The sequence below is a fragment of the Pseudoalteromonas sp. SWXJ133 genome (assembly GCF_015864365.1).
In the GTDB taxonomy this organism is placed as follows: domain Bacteria; phylum Pseudomonadota; class Gammaproteobacteria; order Enterobacterales; family Alteromonadaceae; genus Pseudoalteromonas; species Pseudoalteromonas arctica.
Genome location: NZ_JADYXJ010000042.1, coordinates 1 through 19294, shown reverse-complemented (window position 1 = coordinate 19294; position 19294 = coordinate 1). Strand labels below are relative to the sequence as shown.

Below are 19294 nucleotides of genomic sequence, written 5' to 3'. Positions count from 1 at the left end.
ATATTACCGGAGAAAAGAAAGCGAAAAGCTTATCCGCGAACGGTGCTCGCAAAGACACAAAAATATCCAGTTAGGTATAAACGAAAAAACACCACTCGTTCTTAAACGAGTGGTGTTAGCCATATGTAGGGCTTTTTACTACCTCAGTTTTAAACGCAGTTATAGTTTAATATTGATTATATAAATGATGTTTTTATATCTCTTTTAACTTAAACATTATTCACTTCATACACACACTCTCTCTAAATCATTTAACTTTAATAACTCTTTAACAAATAACACATAATTGTTGTTTATATTTAACAGGCTGTAATTAAGTTTTATAATTTTATTTTAAAAGGAATAATATCCATGAATTTAATAAGAAAGGTTATTAGCTCAGTTGTTATAGTTGGTTCTTTTGGTTTTGCGAATGATGCTCTAGCTGCAAGATCATGTTCTGTTATTGTTGATGATATCCAGCTAAATCATTCTCAGGTAATTGTGAAAACAACTAATAGTATTACTCACATGGCTAATGACAAGTTAACTTTAGCTTATCAAGACACTCAATTTGGCCAGATCTTAGAAAAGCTTGCTGAAGCAAAAAGTTTAGAAACGCCTGTAAAAATTTATATACTTGAGGAGTTTAATGGTGATGATGCGCGCAGTTGTAGTGATAGCGTTACTGACTATATAGGATCAGTTCATCGCATCTAATGTACTAAATTGTTTGTAGCCCCATAATTAGTATAGGGCTACAATTTTATATACTACTGACACTTTATAGTTGCATAAAGTTGATAGCATTGGTTTTTACTACCAGTGCTTTTCATTGTCCATAATTGGTTATACCAATCAAAGTTACCATAAGCGCTTTCATCCTCTCCGCAGGTAATTGTGCTTCCAGAAATTTCTTGATTGTGACCACGCTCTTCACAAAATTGATTTCCATTTGTAGAACCCACAAAAAACAGCTCTAAGCGCCCATTTATCCAAACCTTTGGTGCGTAATAGGTTGTTGCAGTATTTACCAATATGCCTTGTTGCTGTTCCATATTTATTTCTGCGCGCTCAAAGGATACTTTTTCATTTTCTTTTAGCGTTACTGTGCTTGCTGAAAGCGTAGTATCTGCAAATACATTAAGTGATACTGAACTTAAAGTAAGTAGAGCAAGAGTGAATGTCTTCATTATCTTTTCCTTTAGTTAAATGTAGAATTACACAAAACATCTTTATTCAATGTGTCTATTAAGCGTGGTAAATATAAGTTTCAACAAGGTTAAGCTTTTATTAAAGTTTAAAATAAGCACTGCATGCCTTTGCATTTTTTACACTATGAAAAAAATTTGAGTTCTACTTTATTCACTAGTTTTAGCGCGCTGGTGGTGTTATTTTGACGTTAATAAAAATTAAATCTCACGCAATGAATTTTAATTTTTAATGTATTAAGGCATCTTTTATGAATCAAACAGTGGAACAAACAATGAAAAAAGTAGGATTAGTCGGTTGGCGTGGCATGGTTGGCTCTGTGTTATTAGAACGTATGCAGCAGCAAAGTGATTTTGCACTTATCGACACCACCTTTTTCACCACCTCACAAGCGGGTCAACTAGGCCCAGGTATAGCAGGCGACGCAAAACCATTACTAGATGCAAGTGACATTAGCGAACTTGCTAAAATGGATATTATTGTTACTTGCCAAGGTGGTGACTACACCAATGCGGTATATCCAAAACTTCGAGAGTTGGGTTGGGATGGTTACTGGATTGATGCAGCTTCGGCACTGCGTATGAGTGAGGACAGCATTATAGTGCTTGATCCCGTAAACAAAGATGTTATTGAACAAGGCTTAGAGCAAGGCGTTAAAACCTTTGTGGGCGGTAACTGTACTGTATCGCTGATGTTACTTGCATTAGGTGGTTTATTTGAGCAAGACCTAATTGAATGGGTAAGCCCAATGACTTACCAAGCGGCGTCGGGCGCTGGTGCACGAAATATGAAAGAGCTTATTGCACAAATGGGCGCTATTCATGCAAGTGTTGCAGATAAACTAGATAACCCAAGCTCTGCTATTTTAGAAATTGATAAAATAGTAAGTGAAACAATGGCGTCAAAAGACTTACCACAAGACCAATTTGGTGTGCCATTAGCGGGCAGTTTAATCCCGTGGATTGACGTACCTATGCCAAGTGGTCAGTCTAAAGAAGAGTGGAAAGCACAAGTTGAAGCGAACAAAATTTTAAGCTCTTCTAAGCAACCAGTACCTATTGACGGTTTATGTGTGCGTATTGGTGCTATGCGTTGTCATTCACAAGCTATGACCATTAAATTACGTGAAGATATTAGCGTAGAAAAAATTGAAGAAATTTTAGCGTCTCATAATGAGTGGGTTAAGGTTATTCCTAACGAGCGTGAAATTAGCGCAACAGACTTAACACCCGTTAAAGTAACAGGCACTTTAAGCATTCCTGTTGGCCGTATTCGTAAATTAGCGATGGGGCCAAAATACATCAGCGCATTTACAGTAGGCGATCAGCTTTTATGGGGAGCGGCAGAGCCACTTCGTCGTATGCTACGCATAATTGTTGATGGTGAGTAATATATAATCAGTATTAACAAAAGGGGTTGGCAATTTGCCAGCCCTTTTTAGTTTAATGGCTTATAAAACCGCTTAAGAGGCTTAAACAATACTTTTTTATGAATGTTCACTGTTGTTTATTATTGAACTTAAGTAAACTGTTTACATTGTGCAACAGCCTATTCAAGTAACATTAATGACCTCTCATACAAATAACTTTGCCAATAAGCGATTAGCATTTGTTAGCTCTTATTTTAGTTCTGCAATTGCTATAAACACGGTTGTTTCTTGTTTTCTTATTTTTAGCAGTATTAACCATAGCGCCTCTCAAGGAAAACTTTACTGGCTTTTTACGCTAACGTTTATTTCATTACTACGAATAGCCAATCATGTATTTGTTAACAACGTCCATGCTTTTAAATATCACCTTTATTTTATAGGTTTATTATTAACAGCCGTAACTTGGGCGGCTTTTCCTATTTTGTTTTATGAAAACATGCAAATGCAGGAGAAGTTTGTATCTCTGGTTGTTTTTAGCTCCCTTGCTGGTGGCGGTGTAAATGTTTTAGCCTCCGATATTCGCTCTTCCTTATCGTATATAACCTGTTTACTGGTCCCTTTTAGTATTTTATTACTTTTACAGCCTATTGAAGATGAGAATGTATTAGGGATTTTAGGGCTCGTTTTATGGTTTATTTTGTGTTTTGTTACCGCTATACGTTCTGCTAAAGATGTAAAGTCATCAATTAATAATGAACTTAAGCTAGATCAATTTATTGAAAATTTAGAAAACGAAGTACAACTTCGCACCGATCAAATAATTCTTCTAGAGCAAAAAGATAATCTAACTAAACTGTTTAACAGGGGAAGTTTTGTTTCCAATGTTGAGCTTGATTTAGTCAATCAAAACAATGATATTAAAGCCGTATTATTTTTAGACATGGATGACTTTAAAATCATCAACGATAAATATGGCCATGATTTTGGTGACTTTGTATTAGCCCAAACAGGTAAACGCTTAGTTGAAACGCAAACTCAAGGCGACTTTATTGCTTGTCGGTGGGGTGGTGATGAGTTTATTTTTTATTCTCGTAATAACAGCGAAGATGAGCTTTTTGACTGTGTTTTTAGATTAGTTAAAACCTTAACAAAAACAGTGAGTATGGATAGCTATCAAGTAAATCCCTCTTTTAAGGTTGGGCTGTATTTTACGCGCGAAAATTTTGTTCTTGAAAAAGCAATAAAATACGCTGACGTTGCTATGTATGAAGGCAAGAAAAGTCGCAATGAAATATCGGTATTTGACGAGCGAATGCATGAATCGCTTAAAAGAGAAGAAGTACTTCGTAGCTCAATTAAAGAGTGCGTAGAAAAAGGTGACTTTCATCTGTGCTATCAACCTATTGTTGATATAACTACAAATGAAATAACGACGTTTGAAGTACTACTTCGTTGGCAATTTAAAGATGAATTTATCCCCTCTACAGAATTTATAGATATTGCAGAGCGATATGGAAAAATCAATATATTAGGTGAATTTGCACTTGAGCAAGCTATTTCTAGCTTAAGTAAATTAAACGCTGTAAATAGTAATATTGGACTGTCGATTAATGTGTCTGTGTTGCAACTAGAAAACCATAACTTTTTAGATTTTTTAGTTGGGCTTTTAAACAGATACGCAGTCAAACCATACAATGTCCATTTAGAAATAACAGAAACAGTCATGATTAAAAATTTACCGTATTTGTCAAAAGTTATTACGGGAATAAAGAATACCGGTGTACGTATTTCGATTGATGACTTTGGTACAGGGTTTTCTTCTATATCGGTTTTAAAAGAACTATCAGTTGATTATATTAAAATAGATAAATCTTACATTGATAATATTTGTGAATGCTCAAAGGATAAAAGTATCGTATCTGCGGTAACTAATATGTCTCATATGATTGGTTGCCAAGTAATAGCGGAAGGCGTAGAAAACACAGCTCAGCTAACATTATTAAAAACATTAAAAGTTGATAAATACCAAGGCTTTATATTTAGTAAACCAGTCAGATTTGATCAAGCATTAGCACTGATAAATTAAAGCTTTATATTTAGTTAAGCATTGCTATATAAATCAGATTTTTGCAGCAATTCATATTTAATATATTCAATTTAAGAGAGTTTTTAAATCTTTAACGCATTTTTACTATCGCAGTACATTTCCCTTCTCGTACTTTTTAGTCTGCATAGTCATTGTTTTATTTAAATTGGTATAACCTTTGCTTTTAATACTTAAGTTAGCCACTTTAATTACTGTTAGGCTATTAACGATGTATTTTAAATGCGGTATACGTAGCGTTATTACAACTTTACGTAATTTTTACATGTTTAAAATGCTCATTTGAAAGTATTAGGTAAAGGAAATTATAATGAGCTCGGTTTCTAATGTATTTCATAGCAAATGGTTTAAGTCATTAGCGGTTATTTTATTAATCCTTATTATTGCCAGAATAGCCGCGCCTTATGTAGTTCAATACTACGTAAATTATCAGTTAAAACATACACAAGGTGTTACTGGGCATGTTGGTGATGTAGATTTGTTTTTATATCGCGGTGCCTACGCAATTGACGACGTTGAAATTTACGCTGTTGATGCAACCTCAGCTCCAAAGCCTTTATTGAGCATTCAAACTCTCGATTTTTCACTTGCGTGGCCAGCTCTTTTAAAGGGCAATTTAGTAACGAACATGGCCTTTACACGTCCTGAAATAGTTATTTACGATAAAGACCCCAATGCTTCTGAGCAAAATAAACAAGTAAAAGACGAAACTACCTGGGTAGGGCTCGCTAATAATTTGGTACTGTTCTCAATTGATACCTTAACAATTGAGCAAGGTAAGTTAACTTTAGTTAACTCAACGAATAGCGGTGAAAACCCCACCTTTATATCAAATATCAATGCCAGAATTGAAAACATAACGAATGCGCAAAACCTATCAAAAACACTTGTGACTACTTTAAACGTAGAAGGTGCGTTAATGGGGGAGGCAGCATTAAAGCTTAATGGCAAATTAGACCCTTTTAGCAAGCAAGCTAATTTTGACTTTAACGCAGAGGTACAACGTTTTTCAGTTAAAAATTTAGACACTGTATTTAAAGTGTATACACCATTTGATATTGAAGCGGGAGGCATTGATGGCGCTATGGAACTTGTGGCTAAAGATAATAACTTAAATGGTTATGTTAAAGCGGGCGTTCAAAACTTGCGTGTTTTTTCGTGGCGCGAAGATATTGAAAAAGATGACGACGGCATATTTACAGCCATATTTGAAGGAAGTGTTGATTTACTAGGCTCTATCCTCGAAAACGATGAGTCTAAACTTGTTGCTGCACGCATTCCTATAGAAGGGCAATTAGACAATGCGGATGTTTCGACTTTCCAAGCAGTTACTTCGGTTTTAAAAAATGCTTTTTTTGATGCGTTTAAAATGAAGGTAGATAACGTTATTTCTTTTGAAGATACGGATAACAAACCTGATAACGAGGGAATTAAAGCACTTTGGTAACGCATGTTTCAGTTGAATGCCCAATCTGCACCCACTTTTTAAACTTTAAGTGGGTGCTTTAGTACTCTTATCAGATTAGTTTTTGCGGTTACTCAATAGCTCTTTAAGCTCAGCAATTTGGGATTGTAGTTCGTTTACTTGCCCTTGCGTTGCAGGTAATGAGCTATCATCTGCGAGCTCTTCTCGCGCTTTGCGGTGCTCCTCACTCATAACTTCTAAAATGGCACCTACCATCATATTCAAAAAGACAAATGCGGTTAGAAATATAAACGTAAGGTAATAAATCCAGCTTAGTTCGTACACTGCCATTGTTTCGTACATTATGTCGGTCCAATCTTCAAACGTTGCCACCCTAAATAGGGTTAGCATAGAGATTGAAACGTCTTGCCAAAGTACGGGGTTTATTTCGGCAAACATCATGCTGCCCATTGCAGCGTATATATAAAAGATAACAAACATTAATAGGGCTATATAACCCATTTGTGGGATGGCTTTAAGCAATGAGTTAACTAATAAGCGCAGCTCTGGGATCATCGATACCAATCGCAGCACTCTAAATATGCGCAGTAAACGAGCAATTAACATAGTAGAGCCGGCAGCAGGATATAAACTGCCCAAAACTATGATGGTGTCGAATATGTTCCATCCTTTAGAAAAAAAGTGTTTTATGCCTTTACTTGCAATAAAGCGGATTACTAGTTCAATTAAAAAGAATGCGGTAATGCCAACATCCATCCAATTTAGAGCAAGCTCTACGGTAGGATGTAGTGAGTAAGTGTGTGCACCTACTGTTAGGGCAGAAACAATAATTACAGCTATAACAAATGATTGAAATATCTTGCTTTTGTCTATACGCTGAAACAACTTTTGTAACTGCGACATCATAGAAATAGATCCTTTGGAGATTAAGATTTTATGGCGCTAATATACAATAATATTGTAATAATTTAACGCTTTTTCGATATAGAAAGTGTAAGGAAATTTAATGTTTGTCAATAAACTAAAAAGTAGCGCATTACTTATTGTTGGATTATGTGTTTTAGCTGGTTGCAGCTCTGACGCGCGTTTTCATGAAGTTCAATCGGCGCGCCTTGATGAATGTAACTATAAAGCCGACAAAGAATATTACGAATGCCTAGATAAACAAGACTCTAACTACGAAGAGTTTAAAAAACAGCAACAAGCCCAAACTAAGTAAGTAACCTTTATATTTATGACTAAAACTCAAAAACAACGTGATAAACAAATTCGTTTAGCACTTACTAATGCATGCGAAGCTATAAAAGAAACAGTTACAGGATTTGATTACTTAACACATACAATTGATTTAAATAACGAAGCCAATACGTTAAAAGTACAGTGCTATTTTAACGATGATATAGCCCTTGAAAGTGCAAAACCGCAACTTAACGAATTAACAAATATAATACTCAAAGAGCTTACGAGTATTAAGTTGAACGCAAAACCAGCACATATTTCGTTTTCCGCCAATTAACAGAGCTTTTGTTGGTTTGATAGCACATGGACGTTATAATTAGATAAATTATTTTTAGGGTTTAAATTATGGCTGTTCCTACGCGTTCGCAAATTTCACCAGGTACCACAGTAAATATTGTATTAAAAGAAGATCAACGCAGCGGCACATTAACTGAGGGTGTTGTTGAGCGCCTTTTAACAAAATCACCAAATCACCCACACGGCATTAAAGTACGTTTAGAAGATGGTCAAGTTGGCCGAGTAAAAGAGATTTTATAATGGCAGCGTTAACAGAACAGGCTTTTTGGGAATTAGTAACAACGCCTGATTTAGGGCTCGATCCGCAAAGTGTGAGCGATAACCTAAAAACTAAACTTAATGATTTAAGCGATCAACACCTTATTGATTTTGATAAGCATTTTGGCATACATATGCGCAAGTGTTTTACCTGGGATTTGTTTGGTGCCGCCTTTGTGATGGCTGGATGTAACGACGATTACGGCTTTAGCGAATTTAGATGTTGGCTAATTTCGCGCGGTAAAACAGTATTCGAAAACGCCTTAGAAAATGCTGATTCTATAGCGCAGTGTACACCTGTTTATTACTTAAACGAGCAGCCTTATCCGTACATTGATGAGTATGACTTAATAGCCGGTTTATTATTTGAAGAACGTAACGAAGACGAATTGCCGTTTATCCCTTCTGGCAGTGATGAGCCCAAAGGTAAACGTTTTAAAGACAAACCTAAGTTTTTAAAGCAAAGCTACCCTTTATTATTTGCAAAGTACTGGCAATAAAATAAATACCAATTCGTATAACTAGTTAAATAATCTAATGAGTTCAATTGACCCTTACAATTAGGCGCATTGGTATAAATCGTTTTGTTGTTTAAGTACGTATTAAATAAAGTGCTTAACAACAAAATGGTTTGTAATGAGTATCTAGGGCATGTTTACCTTTGGTGTTTGAATTTGTTCAATCCAAGAAGGATTAAATCGCGGCGCGAGATTTGTAACCTAGTGGGCTCGACAACTGCTCCTGCATTATTCTAATGGCTTACATCCATGTAAGAATAATAAAAACCGAGCAAAGCTTCCGCGTCCTACTCACGCGCTCGCTCCTGTAATACGACTTCTCTCCTTTTATAGTAAATCTCTGTTATAGTTGTTAAAAGTTATAAAAGCTAAGTGATTAGGCATTTTGCTATTATTTAACACGCTGACTCACGAGGATACACCCACGAAATGAAATATTTAACACTCGCTTTATTAACTGTCGCTTTTACAAGTGCAAATGCTTTTTCTGAGCCGAGTAATAAAACACGATTTATACCGTTTTTAAAGTCAAAATTGGGGACATACGAAGTTGTGTCGACCAATTCAGGGTTATGCGTTAATAGCGATTTGAGTTTGACAGACGAAAGTGATTTAAGTGCAGGTTTTAAACTTGGAGAACAAATTGTATTTGGATCGCTCCATAATGGTACTCGCACTATTAAAAAACCAAACTTTTGTTTTATAACCAGTACGCTTAAATATAAAAGTGATGGCCTTGAAAACGGTTTAAGAATGAGCCGTTGTGAAAACCCTGCAAACGAAAAAACAATCAGTCAAAGTATCAAGTTTTTAGCTGATAACACACTAAAATATACATTAAGCGAACCTAGTGTAGAGTGCACATTTAAAAAAGCAGACGAGAGCAAATAAAGCATCTAGTAAGTAGTAAATCATTCGCAGTATATTTTAGGGATATCGCGCCAACGCGTAGTGTACTGCGGCGATAAAAAATCACGGTTCATGTGCCATCGGTCATTTAATTTACTGCTTGCAAGGCTGAGCATCCCTTTTCCGTATCGATTGTTAATTGTATCTAGGCACTGCATAAGCTTTGGATTATCGGGGCTTTTACTAAATAAGTCATTTTGTTGAAACTGTTCTGATATTAGCTCTACCGCGCCCACACCACACTTATAAAATCGGATTCCCGGTTGGTAAATATTATTAAATACCTCAGATACAGCATTAGCCATCACGCAGGTGTCGTTAGTGGGTGAGGGGAACTTATATACAAACGACTTTTTATAATATCTGTTTTCGTGTGCGCCACTGGCTGCAAAAATATAAAGCTGGTGAGTAAGCGAGCGTTGCGCTCTTAGTTTATTAGCCACTGTGGTTACATGGTTAATTAGCGCTGTTTTAAGGGCTGTTGGCTCGCATATGCGTTCTCCAAAACTACGGGTCGAATAAATCTCCCGCTTGTCTTGTCGTACATCATCCCAGTTTAAACATGTTATCCCGTTAAGTTCGCTTACTGTACGTTCAACAACCACACTAAATGCACGGCGCATTGCTTTAGGGTTTTGCTGAGCAAGGTCCCAAGCGGTGTGTATATTCATTATTTTAAGCTTTTTAGCTAGCCGCCGGCCTATTCCCCACACATCTTCGCAGCTCATTCTTTGTAAAATAGCTTGGCGAGTTTGCTCGCTATTTATTACTGCTACACCATTAAAACCACTGAGCTTTTTAGCTGCGTGGTTAGCGGCTTTTGCTAAAGTAGGGGTCGGGCCAAAACCAACACCCACAGGAAGCTTTGTTTCGCGCCATACTGTGCGCCTTATTGTATGGCCGTATTCATGCCAGTCTTTAATTAATGATGTGTATCCATTAAAGTGCAAAAACGATTCATCAATACTGTATATGTGTTGTGTATCGCAAAAGCGGCCAATAATATTCATCATCTTGTCGCTTAAATCAGCATAAAGCTCGTAATTGCTAGAGCGAATAACAACGTTGTTTTGCTCAAGTAAATGCTTAACTTTAAAGTACGGGCCAAATTTAGGAATATTTAAGCGCCGAGCAATAGGGCAAATAGCGCATACACAGCCATCGTTATTGGTAAGTACAACCACGGGTTTGGATCGAATAGCAGGGTCAAATACTTTTTCGGCACTGGCATAAAATGACACAGCATCAACTAAGGCATACATTTTAGTAACTCTGGGCTTTGCCTGTGCATTCTTATTGATAGCGTTACTACGCCTTCTAGCTGAAACTCGTCTGCAGAGGTTAGTTGTACAGGCTTATGTAAAGAAGAAGCTGAAAGCAGCCGTGCATTGGTTTTATCAAGTAGTTTGCATACAAAAAGACCATTTAAGTTAGCAACAATAACGTCACCATTTTCTGCAGGCTCTGCACGGTCGATAACTAATAAGTCCCCTTCAAAAATTCCGACTTCTTGCATAGAGTTACCCGATGCAATACCAATAAACGTAGCATCTGGATGCTTTATTAAAAGCTCATCAAGGGTTACACCTAGCTCGGTGTACTGCGCTGCGGGGGATTCAAAACCACACACGCCTGCTTCTATATAAATGGGAATGACAAACATAACACAACCTGAAACGCATATACTGTATAAGTGTACAGTATATGCGTTTTGTGTAAGTTATGCCAAGAATGTATGGCTGATCAATCCATGTTTTTGATCATTTGTTGTGCGGTATCTAAAAAGTCTTTGATTTGTTGAGGGTTTAAGTTTTTACACATTTGATTATTTATTTTCTGCTCTGAGGCTAATAACTTATCAAAAAGAACTTTACCTTGCTCTGTGAGCGACAAAATAAAGCAGCGTTTATCGTGCTCACTCGCCTGTTTATTAATTAAATTTAAGCCAATAAGATCTTTAATTAAACGTGCGATTTGCGCTTTGTCGCGCTGTGTTTTAGTAACTATATCGTTAGCCGTACAGTTATTTACGTTCGCGATAATATGTATGCAGCGTACGTGCATAGCATTAATACCAAGTTCGCCTGCGTTAATTGCTTCACGAATTGTGACACGGTAATTTTGCATTAGTTCAAACAGCGTATTTGATAAAGGTGTATTCATAGAACTCTCAATATAGTTGACAAAGTCAATTAATTTGCTATAGTTGATTTTATCAACCAATGGGGCGTTGTGCAATACCTGCTTTTTATAGCAGGTTGGAATTAAAGTCTAAGTTTTGTAAAACGAGGTAATACATGAGTAAACAAGTTCGCAAAGCCAACGTATTAAGTACACAGCAAATCACACCCCACCTACAGCGTATTATTGTAGGCTCTGATGATTTTAAAGACTTAACCTCACAGCACATTGGTAACTATGTAAAAGTACTGATCCCAAAAAATGGTGAAGCAGATTTTAACTTAAAAACAGCCTGTATACGGTCATATACAATAAGGCATGTAGATGCACAAACAGGCGCGCTAACGCTTGATTTTGTTATAAATATGCACCAAGGCCCTGCAACTGACTGGGCTAAAATTGCAAAAGTAGGCGACGAGCTAGGTATTGCAGGACCAGGCCCTAAAAAGCTAGATAATTATGAGCATTCGCATTATGTATTACTAGGCGATTTAACATCGGTAAATGCAATAAAAGGGTATGCGCAGCAATTACCTTTAACTTCAAAAATTGATGCTTTTGTACATGTACCCACCGAAAAAGACATTATTGATTTAGAAACAAGCCGCGATGTTAATTGGCTTGTTACCGACAACGCTGACGAAGCGCTACTTAGCGCGCTTCAAAATTTGCACATTACAGCAGAGCCTCCCATTGTATTTATGGCATTGGAAGCTGGGCTTGTACGTAGGGCAAAAACACTGCTAACAGAGCAATTTAATATACCGCGCAGTAATATTGTTTCCTCAGGTTATTGGAAAAAAGGCGTAGACTCAGAAGGCTATAAAAAGCAGCGCCAACGTGATGCACAGCTTGCCTGAATACCTTAGAGCAAAATAACATATACCTATTTTGCTTTAATACCTCTGCGTAACTTGAATTGACCTAATAGCAGACCCATTTAAGTGTTTTATGCTAATGATGTAATTCATTATTAGCATGCATTTTTAGGAGCTGCTATTTTGTTAAATTCCATTCCTTTTTCGTTATTAGAACTTGCCCCCATGATCAAAGGGGACAGCGTTACTAACACTCTTCATAAAAGTACTAAATACGCCCAACGTGCAGATGAACTTGGCTTTAACCGTTTTTGGCTTGCTGAGCATCATAATATGCCTGGTATAATTTGCGCTGCCACTTCTATTTTGGTTGGCCACATTGCAGGTAATACCAAAAAGATACGCGTTGGATCGGGCGGTATTATGCTGCCAAACCACTCCCCATTAGTTGTTGCTGAACAATTTGGTACGTTAGAGAGCTTATATCCAGGGCGAATAGATTTAGGACTAGGGCGTGCCCCCGGCAGTGACCAAGTAACGAGTCGTGCACTAAATAACGATATGAGCCGCGCAGAAAACTTCCCGGGAGAAGTAACTGAGCTGCAAACTTTACTTGGCCCATATAACGGTACGCACCCTATACGTGCTATACCGGGTGAGAACACAAACGTTCCTATTTGGTTATTAGGCTCGAGTTTATTTAGCGCGCAGTTAGCGGCGCAAAAAGGGCTACCGTATGTATTTGCAGGGCATTTTGCACCGCGTTTTGTGCACGATGCAATAGCGTTGTATAAGCGCGAATTTAAGGCATCAAGCGTACTTGATAAGCCATACGTAATGCTTGCACTGCCTTTAGTGGCAGCAGACACCGACGATGAAGCGCAATACTTGTCGACTACTTCTAAACAACGTGTGCTCGCACTCATACGTGGTAACGAGCTGTGGCTAAAACCACCTGTTGAAAGCATGGATGGGTTGTGGAGCGAACAAGAACGCGCTCATGTAGAGAACTTTTTAAGTCTAAGCGTAGTAGGCGGACATGTAAGTATTAAACACAAGTTAGAGATGATAGCGAAACAACTAGAAGTAGATGAGTTTATATTTACCAATGATGTATTCGATAGTGAAAAACGCCACCGTGCACTCGAAATTTTAATGGAAATAAAACACTAAAATATAGTTAGTTAAGCAAGCGTACACTCTAGGCTTGTTAACATACAGACATCATCAAAAGTTAAACTTTTTTAACTCATTTTATTAACTTTAAGTGATGTCTGTATTTGTTATTTAAATATTCAAAGTAAATTTGATTGCTATTTTTAGTATATATTTTGCTTTATATATCGTTCTGTTTTTTCAATCGAACTGATTTAAATAATCAATTTTAAGATATCACTTTTATTTTTTATAATGTATGCATTAAACCAAACATCATTAAATAAAGGTAGGTTCACCGTGAAGTCTCTAAATAGCGCAACAGCTAATTCAGTTAACAAAACAGCGCAACCAAAAGTTGCACTGATTGCTGAAGGTGGCGGGCAGCGAGGGATCTTCACAGCTGGCGTACTTGATGCGTGGTTAGAGCAAGAATATGACCCATTCGATTTATTCATTGGCACCTCAGCAGGTTCGCAAAACTTAACTAGTTACTTAGCGCGTCAAAAAGGCTATGCCAAGCGCCTGATTAGAGGGCTTTCGCGTAACAAACGTTTTTTTCAGCTTGGTCGCGGATTAGTGGGTAAACACATAGTTGATTTAGATTGGTACTTTGACAAAACCACTGAAGTAAACAGAGCTATAGATTTCAAAACAGCGAAAACTAGTTTAGGTGAGCGTGAACTACTTATAACAGCAACAAACGCACGAGACAGAAAAGCATATTACTTATCGCCAACAGGTGAGAGTGGCCAATGGCGTGATTTGTTAAAGGCTTCTAGCGCACTCCCGTTTTTATACAAACAGGGTGTAAAGTTAACCCCTTGGTTAAACGCAAAAGCAGCTAACGAAATACACCTTGCTGAAGAGCAAGTACAGAGCGATTTTTACCTAGACGGTGGTTTAGCCGCTCCATTACCAGTGCGTGAAGCTTACAACCGAGGGGCTCGTAAAATTGTTGTAATAAGAACGGTTGACGCTAATTTTCAAGCGCAATCTGCATGGGTACAAAAGCTAAGATCATTTGCTATAGCATCAGGCTATTGTCCAAAAACATTGGACTACTTAATACAGCACGAGAAAGCGTATTTAGACGAGCTTGAGTTTATTGCAAACCCACCAAGTGATGTAGAAATAATACAAATTTTTGCAGACGAAAAACTGCATAGCAAATTATTAGGTAGTTCGAATAATGATTTACGTTTTGATCATAAATTAGGCTTAGATGCCGGTCGCTCATACTTAGCAATGCAAAATTTACAGATTAACAGCAACAACCATTACAGTGCAGCTACACAATACAGCTATAACTAATTAAATATAATTACAAAAAAGCGCATAACTTTATGCGCTATTTTTTTGCCATTCTTAATCCTCATTACGCCTCATATAAACCTTACTGCATCAAAATAAAAACTATTGCATCCCGCACCTATGCGCAAAATAAAATACTGAATCTTAAAAAGATATTATTGATTTTTTAACTAATCAATATAAAGTGTAAGTGTGATTTATTATTCATATTTATAGAAATAAAATTCAATGTTGAATGTGCTTACTTACAGATTATTAAACACCAATACACACTTCACTATCGGGTAAAGCCAAACTTAAACACTATTATGTTTAACGCATAATGAGCTGCCGGAGTTTTAAAGTTGAGTAGCGCTACATGCAGAGTTTAAAGTCGGTGCTAACATAAAGTAAAAGTATAAAATAAAAAGGGATTAGTAATGTTCGATACCGTCGTCAAAAGTGTAAACAACCTTTTATGGGGAGAAGGTCAGGTACTTATTTATATACTTTTGTTTACAGGTATATGGTTTTCGGTACGACTAAAAGCAATTCAAATACTTAAATTTAAACATATGTTTAGCCTTTTAAAAGGCAGCAGCAAATGTAAAAAAGACGACATTTCATCATTCCAAGCATTGTGTACAGGACTTTGTGCACGAGTAGGTACCGGAAATTTAGCCGGTGTGGCAGTGGCAATTTCACTTGGCGGCAGCGGCGCTATATTTTGGATGTGGGTAATAGCCATATTGGGTATGGCTACAGGCTTTGCTGAAAGCGTACTTGGGCAAGTATATAAAGTGCGCGATAGTAGCGGCGAGTTTAGAGGGGGTCCTGCGTATTATATTCAGCAAGGTTTGGGTAGCCGAGCATTCGCAATTGTGTTTGCCGCATGTTTATTTTTAGGTTACGGCTTTACGTTTAGCGCAATGCAAACTAACACAATTACCGACGCACTTAATTACGCGTTTGAAGTTCCTACATTTTATTCAGGCCTGGTTATTACCGTACTAGCCGGCTCAATTATACTCGGTGGCTTTAAGGCAATTGCCAGATTTGCAGAACGTGTTGTGCCAATAATGGGCATTGTGTTTGTACTTGCCGCCGTTATTATTACGATTATAAATTTCACGCAAGTACCCGCCATGCTTAAAGATATATTTTTATCGGCGTTTGGTTTACAAGAAGCCGGAGCGGGTGCAATGGGCGCTGCCATTAAAAACGGTATTCAACGTGGTTTATATTCTAATGAGGCCGGTGCAGGTAGTGTTCCGCATGCATCAGCAAGTGCCAGCCCAATTCCTAATCACCCAGTAACGCAAGGTTACATACAAATGCTAGGCGTATTTTTTGATACAATAGTACTGTGTAGCTGTACCGCTGTGATCATTTTATTGGCTGATATAGACATAAGCGGCGAAATGGAAGGCATTCGTTTAACACAAAGCGCGATGACCGCTCATTTAGCACAAGGTGGTGTTTATTTTGTAGCAGCCGCTATTACCTTATTTGCTTTTACATCGGTGGTGGCAAACTACGCCTATGCAGAGAGCAACTTGCACTTATTTAAGCTCGACAACAAAGTAGGGCGCGGCATTTACACTTTGCTTTATTTATCAATGATGTTGTGGGGCGCATCGGCGACCTTAAAAGAAGTCTGGGATTTAGCCGATATTGCCTTAGGGTTAATGACAGTGGTTAACGTTATCGCTATTATACTGTTAACGCCGACTATTTTGTCTGTCACGAGCGATTACCACGCACAAAGAGACAAAGGTTTAGAGCCCGAATTTAAAGTAAAAGATGTAAAAGTACAGGGTAAATGCGAAGACGGCATTTGGGACTAACTCAGCATACTTAACTATAAAAAGCGGTTTTATGGCAACATAAAGCCGCTTTTTATTTTGCATAAATATTCATTTTCAGTGTTATGAAAATAACTAAAGCAACCAAAATAAAAGGCACAATTTTTTAGATGATCGAGATTCACGCAGGGAAAACAGCGGCTAAAATTATTAACGAACAGGGCTTTAAACCTGAACTTTTCACCTCTTTTTTAGGTGCAAGTGGCGGCCCTAAATGGTTTACTTTATTTGGCTTAGATAAATATATTTTTGGTGAATTTTTTAAAAATCGTACCCAACCACTTAATTTAATTGGCTCATCTGCTGGCGCTTTTCGCTCTGCGTGTTTTGCACAAAACGATCCTGTTGCTGCGATTGAGCGCTTAGCAAAATCGTATTCGCAAACCCGATACTCAAGTAATAAACCAACACCAAGTGAAATCACAATAAAAGCGCGCGCATTACTTGAAGATGTTTTTGGCGATAACGGCGTCACCGAAATTATAAATAACCCAATATTTAAAGCGCACTTTATAGTAGCAAAATCAAATGGCTTTATTGCCAGCGAAAATAAACTAATACAGTTAATGGGTTTATCAAAAAGTTATATGTTAAACCGCGTTAACCGAAAATTATTAGGCTCGCAGTATGAGCGTTTTATATTTGGCCCAGCAACAAGTGACTTATCAATTACCGACAGCTACAATTTTAAAACGCAAAACATAGCGCTTACTCAAAATAATTTAAAAGACGCATTACTTGCATCGGGCTCTATACCACTTGTTATGCAAGGCATAAAAAATATTGCAGGCTCGCCGCAAGGAATATATCGCGATGGCGGAATAATTGATTACCACTTTGATTTAAAAATTAATAATCCAGGACTTATTTTATATCCGCATTTTAATAGCGAGCCAAAAGCAGGGTGGTTCGATAAAAACTTAAAACGCAAAGTGTCACCTCTTAATTACGATAATGTAGTGATGATCACCCCATCAAAAGAATTTATAGCAAGCTTACCTTACGGAAAAATTCCAGACAGGAATGACTTTACCGATCTCGATGCCGATACACGCATTAAATATTGGAATACCGTTTTTAGTGAAACCGAAAAATTGGCTGAAGCGTTTGATACTAAATTGAAGTTAAATATAACTTTATAAAAGGCATGTAAAATGAGTTTAAGAATAAACTTAGAAAATGGAACTTAAGCTGAAATAGATAAAGAACCTGATATATGTTCAATTTGTGATAAAGCATAAATGCCTGTCGGTATGATTCTTATATTTAAGATATTTGAAAGTCCATAAATTACGGTATGTAGTTAATAAAAAAAGGGCGAAAAGCCCTTTTATATTAATAGTTTAAGTTGGTTGTCAGCTTTGACAGATAGTCAGTCTTTTCTTGCACGTTCACAAGCATTATCCATCATCATTTTATTCCTATCAGATTGAACTTCGCTATATTCTTTAGACCAAAAACGGCAAACTTCGTCATTAGTTTTTCTTGCATTATTAATAGAATTTCGCTTTTGATTGTTAATTTTCATCATATGATGAGCTTCATTTTTTATTTTAAGAGCTTCTGTTTGTAGTTTAATTTCCGCTCTTTTCCTTTCAAATTTCACCTGTTTCATTGATTCAGCCATAGCATCAGAGGCAACTTTTAATTTATATAAGCCAATTGCCTCATCAGCACCAAGGATTGTTAAACCAGCAAAAGTTAGTGATAAATAAAGTTTTATATAATTAATTTCCATATTTAGCTTCCTGTCCTTTGAGAAATTTCACCAATTATATTAAGTAATTGGTCTTGTAAGTCGGATAAGTATAAATCTTGAGTTTTATGGTTTTGCTTAAGAGCTTTGTACATAGATTCTGATTTTCTAGCAGACCATTTGTATCGTTGAACTAACTGAACATCAGAAGGGTTGACCTTACCCCAAGGTGTACTCATTGTATGATCATATACGGAAATTTTACAGTCTGCCCATGCTCCAGTAGCTGGTAAATAACCCCGATAAATAATTGCAGTCAACATTTCTACAGGTTTACTAGCTTTACCCGCTTTTAAATAGCGCCTTACTTGTCTTTCACTTACACCGAGTTCTTTAGCACCTTTTGCATAATCATAGCCAAATAGAGAAAGAAACTGTTTATGAAATTCTGATTTAAACATTGTGATTTTTACTCCTTTTAAAAAAATCTCAATGCAAAATCGGCATAGGTGTTAATTTTCGCTCCCCCCCCTATTAGTATATGGGGGGAGGGGTGTTTTTCTTGGCATTATCATTACTCGAAATTCCGTATTGGTTTATCAATGGCGCAAGCGCGGGTTTTGAGAGACTAAATAGCTGGTTTGCGCTTCGCTTGGATTCGGCCAGCGAGCATTTTGGGAATAATAGCATTAGTTTGTGGCCTTTCATGAAACAAGTTTCATAAGTTCCTAAGGTAAGCTATCCAGTGGTACGTAATAATTGCACTAAATTATTACGTAACCACAAATATTATAAGGCTATTAATAAACTAAGCCGCTACGCTCAGGCTTCGCTTGGCGGCTTATTTTTATTATAATGTAGTGGTCAATAAAATTTGGCCACAGTTTTAGAATCTTGATATCTAACCTCAGATTCATTTGGCGCTAAACCGGCATTATAATGATGCGGCCTAACGTTGTTGTAATATCCGTTGAT

Annotated in this window: 22 protein-coding genes; 15 read left to right on the top strand and 7 right to left on the bottom strand. The window is 37.1% G+C overall.

Annotation, left to right across the window (positions count from 1 at the left end):
• Window positions 1-351 precede the first annotated feature (351 nt).
• A complete protein-coding gene (locus I6F40_RS19420; protein WP_166376648.1) occupies window positions 352-699 on the top strand; it encodes a hypothetical protein in 348 nt (115 codons plus the stop codon).
• A 53-nt stretch (window positions 700-752) separates the two neighbouring features.
• Here I6F40_RS19420 and I6F40_RS19415 read toward each other — a convergent pair whose 3' ends face one another.
• A complete protein-coding gene (locus I6F40_RS19415) occupies window positions 753-1172 on the bottom strand; it encodes a hypothetical protein (RefSeq protein ID WP_166376649.1) in 420 nt (139 codons plus the stop codon).
• A 269-nt stretch (window positions 1173-1441) separates the two neighbouring features.
• On the opposite strand from I6F40_RS19415, the gene asd reads away from it, so the two are divergent.
• The 3 genes from asd (at window position 1442) to I6F40_RS19400 (ending at window position 6111) form a co-directional block, all read left to right on the top strand.
• Entirely contained in the window at window positions 1442-2581 is a 1140-nt protein-coding gene (gene asd, locus I6F40_RS19410) for an aspartate-semialdehyde dehydrogenase (protein ID WP_197193328.1), read from the top strand.
• Between the two features lie 175 nt (window positions 2582-2756).
• Window positions 2757-4646, top strand: a complete 1890-nt coding sequence (locus tag I6F40_RS19405) for a putative bifunctional diguanylate cyclase/phosphodiesterase (RefSeq protein ID WP_231609394.1) — start codon at window positions 2757-2759, stop codon at window positions 4644-4646.
• A gap of 328 nt (window positions 4647-4974) precedes the next feature.
• Window positions 4975-6111, top strand: coding sequence for a DUF748 domain-containing protein (locus I6F40_RS19400; RefSeq protein WP_197193326.1), 1137 nt, complete (start codon window positions 4975-4977; stop codon window positions 6109-6111).
• 75 nt (window positions 6112-6186) lie between these two features.
• On the opposite strand, the gene I6F40_RS19395 is transcribed toward I6F40_RS19400, so the two are convergent.
• Window positions 6187-6996, bottom strand: a complete 810-nt coding sequence (locus I6F40_RS19395) for an ion transporter (protein WP_007583228.1) — start codon at window positions 6994-6996, stop codon at window positions 6187-6189.
• A 100-nt stretch (window positions 6997-7096) separates the two neighbouring features.
• Between I6F40_RS19395 and I6F40_RS19390 the strand changes: the two genes are divergently transcribed.
• From I6F40_RS19390 to I6F40_RS19370, 5 genes are all read left to right on the top strand, one after another.
• Window positions 7097-7309: a hypothetical protein gene (locus tag I6F40_RS19390; RefSeq protein ID WP_197118990.1), complete on the top strand. Its 213-nt coding sequence runs from the start codon at window positions 7097-7099 to the stop codon at window positions 7307-7309.
• Window positions 7310-7324: 15 nt separating this feature from the next.
• Window positions 7325-7606, top strand: coding sequence for a hypothetical protein (locus I6F40_RS19385; protein ID WP_197193325.1), 282 nt, complete (start codon window positions 7325-7327; stop codon window positions 7604-7606).
• 68 nt (window positions 7607-7674) lie between these two features.
• Window positions 7675-7866 carry a YwbE family protein gene (locus I6F40_RS19380; RefSeq protein ID WP_007583223.1) on the top strand — a complete coding sequence of 64 codons (192 nt, stop codon included), beginning with the start codon at window positions 7675-7677 and terminating at the stop codon, window positions 7864-7866.
• A complete protein-coding gene (locus I6F40_RS19375) occupies window positions 7866-8384 on the top strand; it encodes a DUF4240 domain-containing protein (RefSeq protein WP_007583221.1) in 519 nt (172 codons plus the stop codon). Before I6F40_RS19380 ends, I6F40_RS19375 begins: the two co-directional genes overlap by 1 nt.
• A gap of 447 nt (window positions 8385-8831) precedes the next feature.
• Window positions 8832-9293: a hypothetical protein gene (locus tag I6F40_RS19370; protein ID WP_101163507.1), complete on the top strand. Its 462-nt coding sequence runs from the start codon at window positions 8832-8834 to the stop codon at window positions 9291-9293.
• Between the two features lie 20 nt (window positions 9294-9313).
• On the opposite strand, the gene I6F40_RS19365 is transcribed toward I6F40_RS19370, so the two are convergent.
• From I6F40_RS19365 to I6F40_RS19355, 3 genes are all read right to left on the bottom strand, one after another.
• Window positions 9314-10573 (bottom strand): Y-family DNA polymerase, encoded by a 1260-nt coding sequence (locus tag I6F40_RS19365; RefSeq protein ID WP_197193324.1) that lies wholly within the window; start codon window positions 10571-10573, stop codon window positions 9314-9316.
• Entirely contained in the window at window positions 10561-10974 is a 414-nt protein-coding gene (locus I6F40_RS19360; RefSeq protein ID WP_010552918.1) for a S24 family peptidase, read from the bottom strand. Before I6F40_RS19360 ends, I6F40_RS19365 begins: the two co-directional genes overlap by 13 nt.
• A gap of 80 nt (window positions 10975-11054) precedes the next feature.
• Window positions 11055-11474: a MarR family winged helix-turn-helix transcriptional regulator gene (locus I6F40_RS19355; protein WP_007583213.1), complete on the bottom strand. Its 420-nt coding sequence runs from the start codon at window positions 11472-11474 to the stop codon at window positions 11055-11057.
• A gap of 134 nt (window positions 11475-11608) precedes the next feature.
• Here I6F40_RS19355 and I6F40_RS19350 point away from each other — a divergent pair, with 134 nt between their 5' ends.
• The 5 genes from I6F40_RS19350 (at window position 11609) to I6F40_RS19330 (ending at window position 17765) form a co-directional block, all read left to right on the top strand.
• A complete protein-coding gene (locus I6F40_RS19350; protein ID WP_166376656.1) occupies window positions 11609-12352 on the top strand; it encodes a siderophore-interacting protein in 744 nt (247 codons plus the stop codon).
• Window positions 12353-12493: 141 nt separating this feature from the next.
• Window positions 12494-13483 (top strand): LLM class flavin-dependent oxidoreductase, encoded by a 990-nt coding sequence (locus I6F40_RS19345; protein ID WP_166376657.1) that lies wholly within the window; start codon window positions 12494-12496, stop codon window positions 13481-13483.
• A 282-nt stretch (window positions 13484-13765) separates the two neighbouring features.
• Window positions 13766-14779: a patatin-like phospholipase family protein gene (locus tag I6F40_RS19340; RefSeq protein ID WP_166376658.1), complete on the top strand. Its 1014-nt coding sequence runs from the start codon at window positions 13766-13768 to the stop codon at window positions 14777-14779.
• 419 nt (window positions 14780-15198) lie between these two features.
• Window positions 15199-16605 carry an alanine/glycine:cation symporter family protein gene (locus tag I6F40_RS19335; RefSeq protein ID WP_010552913.1) on the top strand — a complete coding sequence of 469 codons (1407 nt, stop codon included), beginning with the start codon at window positions 15199-15201 and terminating at the stop codon, window positions 16603-16605.
• 128 nt (window positions 16606-16733) lie between these two features.
• Window positions 16734-17765: a patatin-like phospholipase family protein gene (locus I6F40_RS19330; protein WP_166376659.1), complete on the top strand. Its 1032-nt coding sequence runs from the start codon at window positions 16734-16736 to the stop codon at window positions 17763-17765.
• Between the two features lie 230 nt (window positions 17766-17995).
• Here I6F40_RS19330 and I6F40_RS19325 read toward each other — a convergent pair whose 3' ends face one another.
• Together I6F40_RS19325 and I6F40_RS19320 are read right to left on the bottom strand one after the other, a co-directional pair.
• Window positions 17996-18361, bottom strand: coding sequence for a hypothetical protein (locus I6F40_RS19325; protein WP_166376660.1), 366 nt, complete (start codon window positions 18359-18361; stop codon window positions 17996-17998).
• Window positions 18362-18363: 2 nt separating this feature from the next.
• A complete protein-coding gene (locus tag I6F40_RS19320) occupies window positions 18364-18780 on the bottom strand; it encodes a hypothetical protein (RefSeq protein ID WP_166376661.1) in 417 nt (138 codons plus the stop codon).
• 101 nt (window positions 18781-18881) lie between these two features.
• Here I6F40_RS19320 and I6F40_RS19315 point away from each other — a divergent pair, with 101 nt between their 5' ends.
• Window positions 18882-19043 (top strand): hypothetical protein, encoded by a 162-nt coding sequence (locus tag I6F40_RS19315; protein ID WP_166376662.1) that lies wholly within the window; start codon window positions 18882-18884, stop codon window positions 19041-19043.
• The last annotated feature ends 251 nt before the right edge of the window (window positions 19044-19294 follow it).